At 55.5% G+C, this 15747-nt stretch carries 14 protein-coding genes and 1 other RNA gene; 11 read left to right on the top strand and 4 right to left on the bottom strand.

Features of this window, described 5'->3' with window-relative positions; all coding sequences use genetic code 11:
- Positions 1–44 precede the first annotated feature (44 nt).
- Positions 45–950, bottom strand: a complete 906-nt coding sequence (locus tag AC6I8X_RS16145; protein ID WP_084876568.1) for a LysR family transcriptional regulator ArgP — start codon at positions 948–950, stop codon at positions 45–47.
- Positions 951–1109: 159 nt separating this feature from the next.
- Between AC6I8X_RS16145 and rpiA the strand changes: the two genes are divergently transcribed.
- Positions 1110–1769, top strand: a complete 660-nt coding sequence (gene rpiA, locus AC6I8X_RS16140) for a ribose-5-phosphate isomerase RpiA (RefSeq protein ID WP_084876567.1) — start codon at positions 1110–1112, stop codon at positions 1767–1769.
- Between the two features lie 279 nt (positions 1770–2048).
- Positions 2049–3287 (top strand): phosphoglycerate dehydrogenase, encoded by a 1239-nt coding sequence (serA, locus tag AC6I8X_RS16135; protein ID WP_497840110.1) that lies wholly within the window; start codon positions 2049–2051, stop codon positions 3285–3287.
- 52 nt (positions 3288–3339) lie between these two features.
- Here serA and AC6I8X_RS16130 read toward each other — a convergent pair whose 3' ends face one another.
- The 3 genes from AC6I8X_RS16130 to zapA all read right to left on the bottom strand — a co-directional run bounded on the left by AC6I8X_RS16130 (position 3340) and on the right by zapA (position 4559).
- Positions 3340–3930: a 5-formyltetrahydrofolate cyclo-ligase gene (locus tag AC6I8X_RS16130; RefSeq protein ID WP_497840109.1), complete on the bottom strand. Its 591-nt coding sequence runs from the start codon at positions 3928–3930 to the stop codon at positions 3340–3342.
- Positions 3931–4006: 76 nt separating this feature from the next.
- A non-coding RNA gene (ssrS, locus tag AC6I8X_RS16125) (6S RNA) lies at positions 4007–4190 on the bottom strand.
- 39 nt (positions 4191–4229) lie between these two features.
- On the bottom strand, positions 4230–4559 hold the full coding sequence (gene zapA, locus AC6I8X_RS16120) for a cell division protein ZapA (protein ID WP_084876564.1): 330 nt from the start codon (positions 4557–4559) through the stop codon (positions 4230–4232).
- Positions 4560–4729: 170 nt separating this feature from the next.
- Between zapA and AC6I8X_RS16115 the strand changes: the two genes are divergently transcribed.
- The 9 genes from AC6I8X_RS16115 (at position 4730) to trhA (ending at position 15741) form a co-directional block, all read left to right on the top strand.
- Positions 4730–5311 (top strand): YecA/YgfB family protein, encoded by a 582-nt coding sequence (locus tag AC6I8X_RS16115; RefSeq protein WP_208716355.1) that lies wholly within the window; start codon positions 4730–4732, stop codon positions 5309–5311.
- Positions 5312–5362: 51 nt separating this feature from the next.
- Complete coding sequence (gene pepP / locus AC6I8X_RS16110) at positions 5363–6685, top strand: Xaa-Pro aminopeptidase (protein WP_497840108.1); 1323 nt, start codon at positions 5363–5365, stop codon at positions 6683–6685.
- Complete coding sequence (gene ubiH, locus AC6I8X_RS16105; protein ID WP_313687203.1) at positions 6682–7860, top strand: 2-octaprenyl-6-methoxyphenyl hydroxylase; 1179 nt, start codon at positions 6682–6684, stop codon at positions 7858–7860. The genes pepP and ubiH overlap by 4 nt, the downstream gene beginning before the upstream one ends.
- 20 nt (positions 7861–7880) lie before the next feature.
- Complete coding sequence (ubiI, locus tag AC6I8X_RS16100; RefSeq protein WP_299460040.1) at positions 7881–9083, top strand: FAD-dependent 2-octaprenylphenol hydroxylase; 1203 nt, start codon at positions 7881–7883, stop codon at positions 9081–9083.
- Between the two features lie 465 nt (positions 9084–9548).
- Complete coding sequence (gene gcvT, locus AC6I8X_RS16095; RefSeq protein WP_497840107.1) at positions 9549–10646, top strand: glycine cleavage system aminomethyltransferase GcvT; 1098 nt, start codon at positions 9549–9551, stop codon at positions 10644–10646.
- Between the two features lie 21 nt (positions 10647–10667).
- On the top strand, positions 10668–11054 hold the full coding sequence (gcvH, locus tag AC6I8X_RS16090; RefSeq protein ID WP_299460044.1) for a glycine cleavage system protein GcvH: 387 nt from the start codon (positions 10668–10670) through the stop codon (positions 11052–11054).
- A gap of 83 nt (positions 11055–11137) precedes the next feature.
- A complete protein-coding gene (gene gcvP / locus AC6I8X_RS16085; RefSeq protein WP_497840106.1) occupies positions 11138–14011 on the top strand; it encodes an aminomethyl-transferring glycine dehydrogenase in 2874 nt (957 codons plus the stop codon).
- A 60-nt stretch (positions 14012–14071) separates the two neighbouring features.
- The gene (locus AC6I8X_RS16080) at positions 14072–14815 is read left to right on the top strand and encodes an SDR family oxidoreductase (RefSeq protein ID WP_497840105.1); all 744 of its coding nucleotides are present in this window, start codon (positions 14072–14074) and stop codon (positions 14813–14815) included.
- 272 nt (positions 14816–15087) lie between these two features.
- A complete protein-coding gene (gene trhA, locus AC6I8X_RS16075; protein WP_497840104.1) occupies positions 15088–15741 on the top strand; it encodes a PAQR family membrane homeostasis protein TrhA in 654 nt (217 codons plus the stop codon).
- The last annotated feature ends 6 nt before the right edge of the window (positions 15742–15747 follow it).

The raw sequence follows: 15747 nt of genomic DNA, 5'->3' as shown, positions 1-15747 counted from the left end.
AACCACGCGCGATAAATCGCGCCGCTACGAATTCGCTCAGGTTATTAGGCGGCCAGGTCGTCCTGGCGCAGTACGCGATGTCCGTGCGCAATCAGTGCGTCAGTCACGCGGCGCATCAGACGGCTTTCCGGCGCGAAACGGTGCCAGTACAGCATACGGCGCTGGTACAGACCGGGCGTCAAATCAACCAAATCTCCGCTCGCCAGCTCACGCTCAATTTGCAGATGCGGGATCATACAGCAGGTCGAACCCTGGCGTGCCAGCTGCACAAAGGCTTCGGACGAGTTAACAATATGGCAGGGCACGCTGCCCGGCGACAAGTCGAAATTCTGCTGCAGAAAAGCCTGATGCATATCATCCAGATGGTCAAAGGCGATGGCCGGTGCCTTCAGCAACGCTGAACGGGTCACACCATTGGGAAAGTAGCGATCGGCAAATTCAGGTGAAGCCACGAACAGATAGTCGAGCGCGCCCAGCTGGTCCACCAGGCAACTCGGCAGTGGCTGCGGCTGAATACTCACTGCGCCTACCACTTCGCCGCGACGTAAACGTTCCTGAGTACGGGTTTCATCCTCAACCTGGATATTCAGGCGCACCGGCGAATCTGCCAGCACATCCTTCAGCGCGGGCAGCAACCAGGTTGCCAGACTGTCGGCGTTCACCGCCAGCGATAACAGCAGCGGCGTGGTGCCACCATTTTCATCACCCAGCCATTCCTCTTCCAGCAACTCCACCTGATGCAATAACGCCAGCAGCTTCTGCCCCTGCTCAGTCGGACGCGGCGGCACGGTTCGTACCAGCAGCGGCTGGCCGAATAAATTCTCCAGCTGTTTAATACGCTGCGATACCGCCGATTGCGTAATGCAAAGTTTCTGCGCGGCGCGCTCAAAGCCGCGCTCACGAATCACAGCATCCAGCGCCTGAAGCGTTCGATAATCCGGGCGTTTCATTCTTGTTCTCTCTCGTTCAGGGTGGAGGTTACTATGCCACAAAAATGTAAAAGATGGTTTTTGTGGACTGAGTTACAAAGCCTTTAACAGCCGCGCATTTTTATGCCGCCTTGTTTTATACTACGCGCACCTCGTTGTCGCACAGGTTTTAAACATACCATGACCCAGGATGAACTGAAAAAAGCGGTAGGTTGGGCAGCACTGCAATATGTGCAGCCGGGCACCATTGTTGGCGTTGGCACGGGTTCAACCGCCGCCCACTTTATTGATGCTTTAGGCTCGATTAAGCATCAAATCGAGGGTGCGGTTTCCAGTTCGGAAGCCTCAACGCAGAAGCTGAAATCCCTTGGCATTCACGTATTTGATCTGAATGAAGTGGACTCGCTGTCGGTTTACGTTGATGGCGCTGATGAGATCAATCCACAAATGCAGATGATCAAAGGCGGTGGTGCGGCGCTGACGCGTGAGAAAATTGTCTCGGCGGTGGCTGAGAAATTTATCTGCATTGCTGATGCGTCGAAAGAAGTGGATGTGCTGGGCCACTTTCCGCTGCCCGTTGAAGTCATTCCCATGGCGCGTTCCTATGTGGCGCGTGAACTGGTGAAGCTGGGCGGCTTGCCGGAATACCGTCAGAACGTGTTGACCGATAATGGCAACATTATTCTCGACGTGCATAATCTTCGCATTCTCGACCCGATCGCGCTGGAAAAAGCCATCAACGCGCTGCCTGGCGTGGTGACCGTCGGGTTATTTGCGGCGCGTGGTGCGGATATCGCCCTGATCGGCACTGCCGATGGCGTAAAAACCATCAAGAAATGATCTGTCCGGCGCTCTCGTAGCGCCGCTTATTTCCATACGCAAAACATCTTTTCTTCGTATGCTGAAATTCGGTGACTTATGTCACAAAATAGTCATCAACAGCAGGTTCATTCTTCGCTCCGGGCGCATATCCCGATTTTGTACGGCATTGTGCTGCCCCAGCACTGACGCGTGCTGGGGCGGAGGCAATCGATTGTCTTGCTGCAATCGAATTTTTTGATATTTTGACAGAAGGCTGGCTTATGGCAGCCCTCGTTGAATTCTGAATAGGGTCGGGAAATGGCAGAGTTATCACTGGAAAAAGACAAGATTAAGTTCCTGCTGGTGGAAGGTGTCCATCAGAGCGCGCTGGATAATCTGCGTGCGGCAGGTTACACCAACATCGAATTCCACAAAGGTGCACTGGATGCGGAGACGCTGAAGTCCTCCATCCGCGATGCGCACTTCATTGGTATCCGTTCCCGTACCCAACTGACCGAAGAGATTTTCGCTGCGGCTGAGAAACTGGTCGCGGTAGGCTGCTTCTGTATCGGCACCAATCAGGTCAACCTGAATGCAGCGGCAAAACGCGGTGTACCGGTGTTCAACGCCCCGTTCTCCAACACCCGTTCGGTGGCGGAGTTGGTGATTGGTGAAATGCTGCTGATGCTGCGTGGCATCCCGGAAGCGAACGCCAAAGCACATCGCGGTATCTGGAATAAAATTGCGTCGGGTTCCTACGAAGCGCGTGGCAAAAAGCTGGGCATCATTGGCTATGGCCACATCGGCATGCAACTGGGCGTGCTGGCTGAGAGCCTCGGCATGCACGTGTTCTTCTACGATATCGAGAGCAAGCTGCCGCTGGGCAATGCGACTCAGGTGCGCCATCTTTCTGATCTGCTGAACATGAGCGATGTGGTCAGCCTGCATGTGCCGGAAACGCCATCCACACAGAACATGATCAGTGCTGCCGAACTGGCAATGATGAAACCGGGTGCGCTGCTGATTAACGCCGCACGTGGTACGGTGATTGATATCCCAGCGCTGTGCGATGCTTTGTCGAACAAACATCTGGCGGGTGCAGCAATTGACGTATTCCCGACTGAGCCGGCGACGAACAGCGATCCGTTTAACTCACCGCTGTGTGAATTTGATAACGTGATTCTGACGCCGCATATCGGCGGTTCGACTCAGGAAGCGCAGGAAAACATCGGCCTGGAAGTGTCTGGCAAGCTGGCGAAGTATTCGGACAACGGTTCTACGCTGTCTGCGGTGAATTTCCCGGAAGTGTCGCTGCCGATGCATGCTGCCAGTGCCAGCCGTCTGCTGCACATCCACGAAAACCGCCCGGGCGTGCTGACCGCCATCAACCAGATTTTTGCTGAGCAGGGCATCAACATTGCCGCCCAGTATCTGCAAACATCTCCGCTGATGGGTTATGTGGTCATCGATATCGATGCCGAGCAGGATGTAGCGGACAAAGCGCTGCAACTGATGAAGGCGATTCCTGGTACCATCCGCGCACGTTTGCTGTACTGATTTAACATCGCGCTGCTGCATATCTTTGTAGCGGCGCGATTTATCGCGCCAATCACCACTGCCACAGCTTTGACGGTGTCATCACCGCAGGCAAGGGCACATCCCATGCCGCGACCGGCAACGCTTCCACGCACTGGCAATCATGCGCTATCCCGATGGGCAGGACACCATGTTGCTGCCAGTTTTGCAGGGTGCGATCGTAAAAACCCTTACCCATACCCAGACGCTGCCCGCTATGGTCGAACGCCACTAACGGCACCATGATCACATCCAGTTGATCGAGCGTTGCCATGCGGGTGATATCCAGCGGTGGCTCGGGGATACGCAATTTGTTCGGGCTAAGCGGGGTGTCTGGCGTATAGCGCAGGAAGATCAGGTTACCAGGTGAAAAGGGGTGCAGCACCGGCAGATACACCTGTTTTTTCTGTTGCCAGAGTTTGGCGATCAACGGGCGTGTATTCAGCTCACCATCAACGGAAAGAAACAGGGCGATGCGTTGGGCATTGCTGATTGGGGCAAAATTGATGGCGTGCTCTGCCAGCAAATCGGCAGCTTGTTCCTGCTGTTCAGCCGTGAGATTGCGGCGCAAATGGCGTACGTGTTGACGAATGTCTTGTCGGTCGCGTAGTGAGGGTTCAGACATGATATCCCCGGCAATGTCGGCTGTTGCCAGCCACTATATCACGCGTACCGGGGGATTACAGATGTGGAACTAAGTGGAGATCTCCGAGATGCCGCCGTAGGCTGTAACCCTTGAACCCTTGGTTCAAGGTGAATGTGTCGTCGCAACTATCAGGCTTCTCGGACGGACCGAGCATGCTCACAAGTTACGGAGCGCCACATTCTGTGGTAATGAAATATCGGCTCAGGGGACTGGCCCACATGCAAACATCTCAGAGAAAATTTACTTCACCGTTACTGTATCACGATAACCATGAAGTGTTATTCAAACTTTGTGCCCTGGCGATCAGTTATGCGACCTTGCTCAACTAATGCTTGTTCAATGGTCTGCTGCAGCATACGGATACGTTGTTCCATATTGGCTGCATAGTCGCGCGTTTTACCTTTCTCTTGTGCCAGCTCGTGGCAAATGTTTAACGCGGCGATGAACACCAGCTGCTCTGTATTTGTGACTCTAGTGCGAACTTTTAAATCTTGCAACCGTTGATTGAGGTCCTCAGCTGCCAGATTCAGCGCATCTTGCTGTTCAGGCGGACAATTCACTCTCAATGAACGACCAAAAATCTGAATATCTACCGGTTGTGCAGACATGCCACCTTCCTGACTGATTACTTCGCCCGCATCTCCCTTAGCAGTCAATGGCTTGGGAGGTGCGCAACTATATAGACCCGCGTGATAAGTTACAACCCCTTTTCTGGAAACCCTGAGGCACCTGGTGGTAGCATAACACGAACTTATTCTGCCAACGACGACGAAAGCTTATGTCTTTACAGAACGCAACGCCCACTTACAACGCGCTGGCTACGGCGCTTTCCCAGCAGGGCGTGGGAATGACCCCGGCCGAAATGCACGGCCTGATTTGCGGCATCCTGTGTGGTGGCAACCAGGATAACAGCTGGAAGACGCTGGTGCACGATCTCACCAACGAAGGCATGGCTTTTTCGCAAAGCCTGTCGCAGCCGTTACAGGCGTTACATGAAAGCCTGGCCAACACGCTGGATGAAGAGGGTTTCCTGTTTCAGCTGATGCTGCCTGACGATGATGACATTACGGTGTTCGATCGTGCCGATGCACTGGCAGGATGGGTAAACCATTTCCTGCTCGGCCTGGGGGTGACGCAACCGAAACTGGACAAAGTCACGGGCGAAACCGGTGAAGCGATTGATGACCTGCGCACCATCGCTCAACTGGGCTATGACGAAGATGAAGATCAGGAAGAACTCGAACAATCACTTGAAGAAGTGATTGAATACGTTCGTGTTGCCGCATTGCTGTGCCACGACACCTTCAACCAGCCGCAGCCACCCACTGCACCTGAAGTGAAGAAGCCAACGCTACACTAAGCGCGTCATTCCGGGTACTACCGTGCCCGCTTTTCAACAGGGAGTGCAAACATGATTACACTGGAAACCTTCCAGCAACGTCGTCAGGCGCTGATTGCCCGTATGGCGCCCGGTAGTGCCGCATTGATTTTTGCCGCGCCTGAAGTGACGCGCAGCAACGACAGCGAATATTCCTTCCGCCAGAACAGTGATTTCTGGTATTTCACCGGCTTCAACGAGCCGCAGGCGTTGCTGGTGCTGATCAAAAGCGACGACACCCACAATCACAGCGTGCTATTCAACCGCGTGCGCGACCTCACCGCAGAAATCTGGTTTGGCCGTCGCCTGGGGCAGGAAGCGGCACCGGCGAAACTGGGTGTCGATCGCGCATTGCCGTGGGATGACATTGGCGAGCAGCTGTATCAACTGCTGAATGGCCTGGATGTGGTGTATCACGCGCAGGGGCTGTATGCCGAGGCTGACACGCTGGTATTCGGCGCACTGGAGAAACTGCGTCGCGGCTTCCGTCAGAACCTGAGCGCCCCCGCTACCGTCACTGACTGGCGTCCGTGGGTACATGAGATGCGCCTGTTTAAAGGGCCGGAAGAGATTGCCATTCTGCGTCGCGCCGGTGAGATCAGCGCACTGGCGCATACCCGTGCGATGCAGGCTTGCCGCCCGGGGATGTTCGAATATCAGCTGGAAGGCGAAATCCACCACGAATTCAATCGCCACGGCGCACGTTTTCCTTCCTACAACACCATCGTCGGTTCCGGCGAAAACGGCTGCATCCTGCATTACACCGAAAATGAGTGCGAGATGCGTGATGGCGATTTGGTGCTGATCGATGCGGGTTGTGAATTTCACGGTTATGCCGGTGACATCACCCGTACTTTCCCGGTGAACGGCAAATTCAGCGAGCCACAGCGTGCCATTTACGACATCGTGCTGGCCTCGTTGTACAAAGCGCTGGCGCTGTTCCGCCCGGGTATCAGCATCCATGATGTGAACGAGGAAGTGGTTCGCATTATGGTGACTGGCTTGGTTGAACTGGGTGTGATGGAAGGCGAAGTGGACGCACTGATTGCGGAACAGGCGCATCGCCAGTTCTTTATGCACGGGCTGAGCCACTGGCTGGGGCTGGATGTGCACGACGTCGGCCATTATGGCACCCCGAGCCGCGACCGCATTCTGGAACCTGGCATGGTGCTGACCATCGAACCCGGTCTGTATATTGCGCCGGATGCCAAAGTCCCGGCACAGTATCGCGGTATCGGCATTCGTATTGAGGATGACATCGTGATCACTGCCGAAGGCAACGAGAATCTCACCGATAGCGTGGTGAAAGATGCCGACGCAATTGAAGCCTTAATGGCGGCGGCGCGCCAGGCATGACTATTCTGATTGCAGGCGGCGGCATGACCGGCGCCACGCTGGCGCTGGCCATATCCCATCTGACGCAGGGAAAACTGCCGGTGACGCTGATTGAACGCAGCGAACCGGACAGCCGTGCTCATCCTGGATATGACGGACGCGCCATCGCGCTGGCGGCAGGGACCTGCCAGCAACTGGCGGAGATTGATCTGTGGCGTTCGTTGCAGGATTGCGCCACGCCGATCACCCACGTCCATGTTTCTGACCGTGGTCATACTGGCTTTGTTTCGATGCAGGCGGCGGATTACCAGTTACCGGCACTGGGCCAGGTGGTGGAGCTGTTCGATGTCGGGCAACGCCTGTTCCAGCGGCTGAAAAGCGCACCGGGCGTGACGCTACGTTGCCCGGCGCATGTCACGGCGGTGTCACGCAGTGCTGATAGCGTGCAGGTCACGCTGGACAGCGGCGAACAGCTGGATGGTGCGCTGCTGGTGGCAGCAGACGGCTCACGTTCACCGTTGGCGGCCTCCTGCGGCATTAGCTGGCAGCGCGAGGATTACCAGCAGCTGGCGGTGATAGCCAATGTCACCACGCAGTTGCCGCATCAGGGACGCGCCTTCGAACGTTTTACCGAACACGGTCCGCTGGCGTTGTTGCCGATGTCGGGCAATCGCCTGTCGCTGGTGTGGTGTCATCCGCTGGACGAGAAAGACAAGCTGGCGCAGTGGGATGACGCGACTTTTCTGCGCGAGTTGCAACAGGCGTTCGGCTGGCGGCTGGGACGTTTCACCCACACCGGCCAGCGCGAAATTTACCCGCTGGCGTTACAAACCGCCGAGCGGCAGGTGGCGCACCGGCTGGCGCTGGTGGGTAATGCGTCGCAGACGCTGCATCCGATTGCCGGTCAGGGTTTTAACCTCGGCCTGCGTGATGTGATGTCGCTGGCGGAAACGCTGGCGAGTGCCTGGCGTCACCAGCAGGATCCCGGCAGTTATGCGGTACTCCATCATTTTGCCGCCCGACGCCAACCGGATCGTGCGGCGACCATTGGCGTGACCGATGGTCTGGTACGATTATTTGCTAACCGTTATGCCACGCTGGTGGCAGGACGAAATCTTGGGCTGGTGGCAATGGACCATCTGCCGTGGCTGCGAAACCCCCTTGCCGCGCGGACGCTCGGCTGGGTAAAACGTTAAGCATGAATTAAGGGGCAGCAATGCAAACTTTTGATGTGGCTATCGCTGGCGGTGGCATGGTCGGACTGGCCGTTGCCTGCGGGCTGCAAGGCAGTGGATTGCGCGTTGCGGTGCTGGAGAAGGCGGCAGAGCCGCGATTTGATCCGCAAGCTGCGCCATCGATCCGCGTATCGGCGATCAATGCGGCCAGTGAACGCCTGCTGCAAAAGCTCGATGTCTGGTCAACGATTCTGGCATTACGCGCCAGCGCTTATCACGGCATGGAAGTGTGGGACCAGGACAGTTTTGGCAGCATCAGTTTTGATGATGAGCAGCAGGGCTTAGCCCACCTCGGCCATATCATTGAAAATCCAGTGATTCATAGCGCATTATGGCAGCGCGCCAGCCAGTGCAGCGATATTACGTTGCTGGCTCCAGCGCAGTTGCAGCAGGTGGCTTTTGGCGACAACGAAGCCTTTATCACTCTGCAGGATGGCAGCATGATGAGTGCCCGTCTGTTGATCGCCGCCGACGGTGCCAACTCCTGGCTGCGTGACAAAGCGGATATCCCGATCACTTTCTGGGATTACGATCATCACGCGCTGGTGGCGAATATCCGCACTGACCTGCCGCACGATGCGGTGGCGCGCCAGGTGTTCCACGGTGACGGCATTCTGGCATTTTTGCCAATGCAGGACCCGCATCTGAGTTCAATTGTCTGGTCGTTGTCTCCCCAGGAAGCCACGCGTTTGCAGGATATGCCTGAAGCGTTGTTCAATCAGCAACTTTCTGTGGCTTTCGATATGCGCCTTGGTTTGTGCCAGGTGGAGAGCGAGCGTAAAACCTTCCCGCTGATGGCACGCTATGCGCGTAACTTTGCTGCGCACCGCCTGGCGTTGGTTGGCGATGCTGCGCACACTATCCATCCGCTGGCCGGGCAGGGCGTGAATTTGGGCTTTATGGATGCCGCCGAACTGATCGGTGAAATCCGCCGCCTGCACAGTCAGGGCAAGGATATTGGGCAGCACCTGTATCTGCGACGTTATGAACGCAGCCGCAAACATAGCGCGGCGCTGATGCTGGCGGGTATGCAGGGCTTCCGTGAACTTTTTGCCGGAAGTAATCCAGCGAAAAAATTCCTGCGTGACGTCGGCCTGAAACTGGCGGACACCCTGCCAGGGGTCAAACCGATGATGCTGAAGCAGGCCATGGGGCTGAATGATATCCCCGGCTGGCTGCGCTAACCTTCTCTAAATCTGCACAAATTCAGTAACGGCGCGATTTATCGCGCCGTTACAGCCATTCATTCTTCCCCCAGCCAATTGCCCGTTTGCACCACCATGATGCAGACCCGCCCTATTTTTGCGCCTCGTTTGATTTATTCTAATTTTACGCAGGAATTCGCATTATATTTTCTCATGTCATAGTGGTTTTTTTTCGGTGCCATTTGCCCACTCATGGCGTTGGATTCCATTATTTTGCTACATAAAAGTTATGTTGTTGTATTTTGTGCGTGTTTAATCACATAAAGCCAGTGGATTATCCTGCATTCTGTGCGGCGCTTCGCAGACGACAGACTTTGTTTCGCCCTCGTTTTCCTTATGGTTAATTCGAGCGTTCGGTGGTAACGTCAGCGCAAAGAGAACGTTTGCGTCAGCCATCATGGCTACGCAGGCGCGTCACGCTCACTTGTTTTCTACAGGATGGTTATGACTCAGCAAACGCCTCTATTCGAACAGCATCAGGCCAGCGGCGCCCGTATGGTGGACTTTCACGGCTGGATGATGCCTCTGCATTACGGCTCACAAATGGATGAGCACCACGCGGTACGTACTGATGCCGGCATGTTTGACGTTTCCCACATGACCATCGTCGATCTGCGCGGGGCGAGCACCCGTGAATTCCTGCGTTATCTGCTGGCAAATGATGTCGCCAAACTGACCCAGCCAGGCAAAGCGCTTTACACCGGCATGCTGAACGCTTCCGGTGGCGTCATTGATGATTTGATTGTTTACTTTATGACCGAGGACTTTTTCCGTCTGGTGGTGAACTCCGCTACGCGTGAAAAAGATCTGCAATGGATTGGTGAACACGCGAAGAAATACGGGGTGACGTTGACCGAGCGTGACGATCTGGCGCTGATTGCGGTACAGGGACCCAATGCCCAGCAAAAAGCACAGTCGTTGTTTAGCGCGGCACAACGTGAGGCTGTGACGGGCATGAAGCCATTCTTCGGCGTTCAGGCGGAAGATTTGTTTATTGCTACCACCGGTTATACCGGCGAAGCGGGCTACGAGATTGCCTTGCCTGCTGGCGCTGCTGCGGATTTCTGGCAGCGTTTGCTGGCGGCAGGTGTCAAACCGGCGGGGCTGGGTGCACGTGATACGTTGCGTCTGGAAGCGGGGATGAACTTGTATGGCCAGGAGATGGATGAAGGCGTCTCACCGCTGGCGGCCAACATGGGCTGGACCATTGTCTGGGAACCGACCGACCGTGATTTTATTGGCCGTGCCGCGCTGGAAGCTCAGCGTGCTGCAGGGACAGAAAAACTGGTGGGCCTGGTCATGACCGAAAAAGGGGTGCTGCGTAACGGCTTGCCGGTACGTTTCACCGATGAACAGGGTCAGCCGCAGCAGGGTATTATTACCAGTGGTTCCTTCTCTCCAACGCTGGGTTACAGCATTGCGCTGGCACGCGTGCCAGCGGGAATTGGCGAGCAGGCGATTGTGGAAATCCGCAACCGTGAAATGCCGGTGAAGGTCACCAAACCGATTTTTGTTCGCGCCGGTAAGCCGGTCGCTCAGTAACTTTTTTCAGGAGATTTGGCGATGAGCAATGTACCAAAAGAATTGAAGTACAAAGATAGCCACGAGTGGGTGCGTAAAGAAGCCGACGGTACTTTCACCGTCGGGATTACCGAACATGCCCAGGAACTGTTAGGTGACATGGTGTTTGTTGACCTGCCAGAAGTAGGACGCGTTGTTGCAGCTGGTGAAGATTGTGCAGTAGCAGAATCAGTGAAAGCCGCTTCTGACATCTATGCCCCGCTGAGCGGCGAAATCATTGAGATTAACGAAGAACTGGAAGGTTCGCCGGAACTGATCAACAGCGATCCGTACAGCGATGGCTGGTTGTTCAAAATCAAAGCCAGCGATGAGTCTGAACTTGACTCGATGCTGGACGCCGATGCGTACAAAGCTTCCATCGACGAATAAGTATGCGTAACAGAAGGTGTCGCCAGGCGGCACCTTCGTTTTTATCTGTATTAATACCCAGCCCGACTCAGGATTTACTGCTAATGACTCAGACTCTCAGCCAGCTTGAACATAACGGTGCTTTCATTGAGCGCCATATCGGCCCTACGCCGGAGCAACAGGCCACCATGCTGGAAGCGATTGGTGCCAGCTCACTGGAAGCGTTGATCGGTTCCATCGTGCCTGCCGACATCCAACTGCCGGGCCCGCCCGCGGTGGGTGATGCCGCCACTGAGCAGCAGGCGCTGGCTGAGTTGAAAGCCATTGCCAGTCAGAACCAGCGTTACAAATCCTGGATTGGTATGGGTTACACTGCGGTAATCACCCCGCCGGTGATCCTGCGTAACATGCTGGAAAATCCGGGCTGGTACACCGCTTACACGCCGTATCAGCCGGAAGTATCACAGGGCCGTCTGGAAGCGCTGCTTAACTTCCAGACCCTGACGCTGGATCTTACTGGCCTCGACATCGCATCAGCATCACTGTTGGACGAAGCCACTGCCGCCGCTGAAGCGATGGCGATGGCAAAACGTGTCAGCAAGCTGAAAACTGCCAACAAATTCTTTATCGCCGACGATATCCATCCGCAGACGCTGGATGTGGTACGTACTCGTGCTGAAACCTTTGGTTTTGAACTGATTATCGACAGCGCGGAAAAAGCGCTCGATCATGACGACCTGTTCGGTGTGCTGCTGCAACAGGCAGGTACCACCGGTGAAGTGCATGATTACCGCGCACTGATAAGCGAGCTGAAAAGCCGCAAAGTGGTGGTGAGTGTCGCCGCTGATTTTATGGCGCTGGTGCAGCTGGAAGCTCCAGGCAAGCAGGGCGCAGACATCGTGTTTGGCTCTGCGCAGCGCTTTGGCGTGCCGATGGGCTACGGTGGTCCGCACGCGGCCTTCTTTGCCAGCCGCGACGAACATAAACGCTCGATGCCGGGCCGTATCATCGGTGTTTCACGCGATGCCGCAGGCAACACTGCGCTGCGCATGGCGATGCAGACCCGCGAACAACATATCCGTCGTGAAAAAGCCAACTCCAACATCTGTACTTCACAGGTGCTGCTGGCGAATATCGCCGGTTTCTATGCGGTCTATCATGGACCCGCTGGCCTGAAGCGTATTGCTTCACGTATTCACCGTCTGACCAGCATTCTTGCTGCCGGGTTGAAAAACGGTGGCCTGAAACTGCGCCACAACAGCTGGTTCGATACTTTGACGGTAGACGTGGCTGACAAAGCGGCGATACTTAACCGTGCGCTGAGCTTTGGTGTCAACCTGCGCAGCGACATCCATAATGCGGTGGGTATCACTCTGGATGAAACCACACGTCGTGAAGATGTGCAGGCGCTATTTGCCATTCTGCTGGGCGATGCCCACGGCCAGGATATTGATGCGCTGGATAGCGCCGTTGCCGCTGAAAACAGCGCGATTCCGGCGGGCCAGCAGCGTCAAAGCGCCATTCTGGAACATCCGGTGTTCAACCGTCATCACAGCGAAACTGAGATGATGCGTTACATGCACAGCCTGGAGAAAAAGGATCTGGCGCTGAACCAGGCGATGATCCCGCTGGGTTCCTGCACCATGAAACTCAATGCCGCAGCCGAAATGATTCCAATCACCTGGCCGGAATTCGCTGAAATGCATCCGTTCTGTCCGTCAGAGCAGGCAGCGGGTTATCTGCAAATGATCGGCCAGCTGTCGCAGTGGCTGGTGCAGCTGACCGGTTATGACGCGCTGTGTATGCAGCCGAACTCGGGTGCACAGGGTGAATATGCCGGCCTGCTGGCGATTCGTCGCTACCACGAAAGCCGTAACCAGGGCGACCGTCATATCTGTCTGATCCCCAGTTCTGCACACGGCACCAACCCGGCGTCGGCACAGATGGCGGGCATGTCAGTGGTGGTAGTCGCCTGTGATAAACAGGGCAATATCGACCTCGGTGACCTGCGTGAGAAAGCGGCACAGTCGGGCGATAAGCTTTCCTGCATCATGGTGACGTATCCGTCTACCCATGGCGTGTACGAAGAAACAATCCGTGAAGTGTGCCAGATTGTGCATCAGTACGGCGGCCAGGTTTATCTTGATGGTGCCAACATGAACGCGCAGGTGGGTATCACCACACCAGGCTACATCGGTGCGGATGTCTCTCACCTTAACCTGCACAAAACCTTCTGCATTCCGCACGGCGGTGGTGGACCGGGTATGGGACCGATCGGCGTGAAAGCGCATCTGGCCCCCTTCGTGCCGGGCCACAGCGTGGTACAGATTGATGGCGTACTGACCCAGCAGGGCGCGGTTTCCGCAGCGCCGTTCGGCAGCGCTTCGATTCTGCCGATCAGCTGGATGTACATCCGTATGATGGGTGCTGAAGGACTGAAACAGGCCAGTTCAGTAGCAATTCTTAATGCTAACTACATCGCCAGCCGTCTGCAGTCGGCCTACCCGATTCTGTATACCGGGCGCGATGGCCGCGTTGCACACGAATGTATTCTGGATATCCGTCCGCTGAAAGAGCAAACCGGTATCAGCGAGCTGGATATTGCCAAACGCCTGATTGACTACGGCTTCCATGCGCCGACCATGTCGTTCCCGGTTGCCGGTACGCTGATGGTCGAGCCGACGGAATCGGAGAGCAAAATCGAACTGGATCGCTTTATCGACGCCATGCTGGCGATTCGTATGGAGATCGATCGTGTGGCTGATGGTGAATGGCCGCTCGAAGACAACCCGCTGGTCAATGCGCCGCATACCCAGATGGAAATTGTCGGTGAGTGGGCGCATCCGTACACCCGCGAGCTGGCCGTGTTCCCGGCAGGTAGCGCCAATAAATACTGGCCGACGGTAAAACGCCTGGATGATGTCTTCGGCGACCGCAATCTTTTCTGTAGCTGTGTCCCGATGAGTGAGTACGCGTAAGCTACACTCTTTCCCATCACAGCAAAGGTCGGGCAACCGGCCTTTTTTTATGGAGGCAATATGGCACTGGCATTGGTCACCGGAGCGAGTCGCGGGATTGGTCGTGCTACCGCGTTATTACTGGCAAAAGCAGGCTACTGTGTGGCGGTGAATTATCGCCAGCGTGAAGCAGAAGCGCAGCAGGTGGTTGCGGAGATCGCATCACAGGGCGGCCGCGCGTTTGCGGTTCAGGCCGATATCGCTGACGAAGCGCAGGTGCTGAAGATGTTCGAGCAACTCGATGGTCATGATGCTGAGCTGAAAGTGCTGGTGAACAACGCCGGTATCCTGTTTCAGCAGTGCCGGGTAGAGGATCTGGCTGTGGAACGTATCCAGCGCGTGTTTGCCACCAATGTGACCGGCACTTTTCTTTGCTGCCGCGAAGCGGTTAAACGCATGGGGACGCATCACGGCGGCAACGGAGGATCCATCATCAACGTGTCATCTGCCGCAGCCAGACTCGGTTCGCCAAACGAATATGTGGATTACGCCGCGTCCAAAGGCGCGATGGATACCCTGACCAAAGGCCTGTCGCTGGAAGTCGCTTTGCAGGGAATTCGCGTGAATGGCGTGCGTCCGGGACCGATCTACACCGAAATGCATGCCGACGGTGGAGAACCTGGCCGGGTTGATCGGGTCGCGAGTGGGATCCCGATGGGGCGCGGGGGTCAGCCGCAGGAAATCGCCGCCGCGATTGTCTGGCTGGCAAGCGATGCTGCGTCCTACATCACCGGCACCATCATTGATGCAGCGGGTGGGCGTTAACCAGCGCCCAAACATTCTCCGATCCGTAGCGGCGCGATTTATCGCGCGCCTTTGGCCGCCGTGGCATAAATTGCGTCGCTACATTATCGTGCGTTTTTTCATCATCGCGTTCCTGTCATCTTCCTGACATTTTCCCATTGTCTGATCACTCAGGTTGAAACACCGATACACAGTTTAATTTTAGCGTACATGTGTACACTGAAATTATTCCGGGCTACTCTGATGCACAGAAAAAGCACAGTCAGTTTCTTCGTTTTTCGGGACACATTCGCATGGTACAGAACCGTCTTATCACTCAGGGCTATTCGCTGGCAGAAGAGATCGCTAACAGCATCAGCCACGGTTTAGGCTGCCTGTTTGGCATTGTGGGTCTGGTATTGTTATTGACACAAGCCGTTGAAATGCAAGCCGATGCAACGGCCATTACCAGCTACAGCCTGTATGGCGGCAGCATGATTTTGCTGTTCCTGGCTTCCACGCTCTACCACGCGATTCCCCATCAGAAAGCCAAATACTGGCTGAAAAAATTCGACCACTGCGCCATCTATCTGCTGATCGCCGGGACTTATACGCCATTCCTATTGGTAGGATTGAAATCGTCCCTTGCCAAAGGGTTAATGATTGTCATCTGGAGCCTGGCGCTGGCGGGTATTATCTTTAAACTGACCATCGCTCACCGCTTCAAAGTGTTGTCACTGGTGACGTATCTCAGCATGGGATGGTTATCGCTGGTGGTGATTTATCAGCTGACGACTAAATTGTCAGCGGGTGGTGTCTGGCTGCTGGCGGCGGGGGGAATTGTCTATTCGCTTGGCGTGATTTTTTATGTCGCGCGGCGTATTCCCTACAATCACGCCATCTGGCACGCCTTTGTGCTGGGCGGCAGCATTTGCCACTTCTGCGCGATTTACTTCTATGTGATGTGAAACAAT

The organism is Pantoea sp. X-Soil-TKNS-1280 (genome assembly GCF_059730475.1).
The sequence above is the reverse complement of the archived record's forward strand: the minus strand, read 5'-3'. Positions and strand labels throughout refer to the sequence as shown.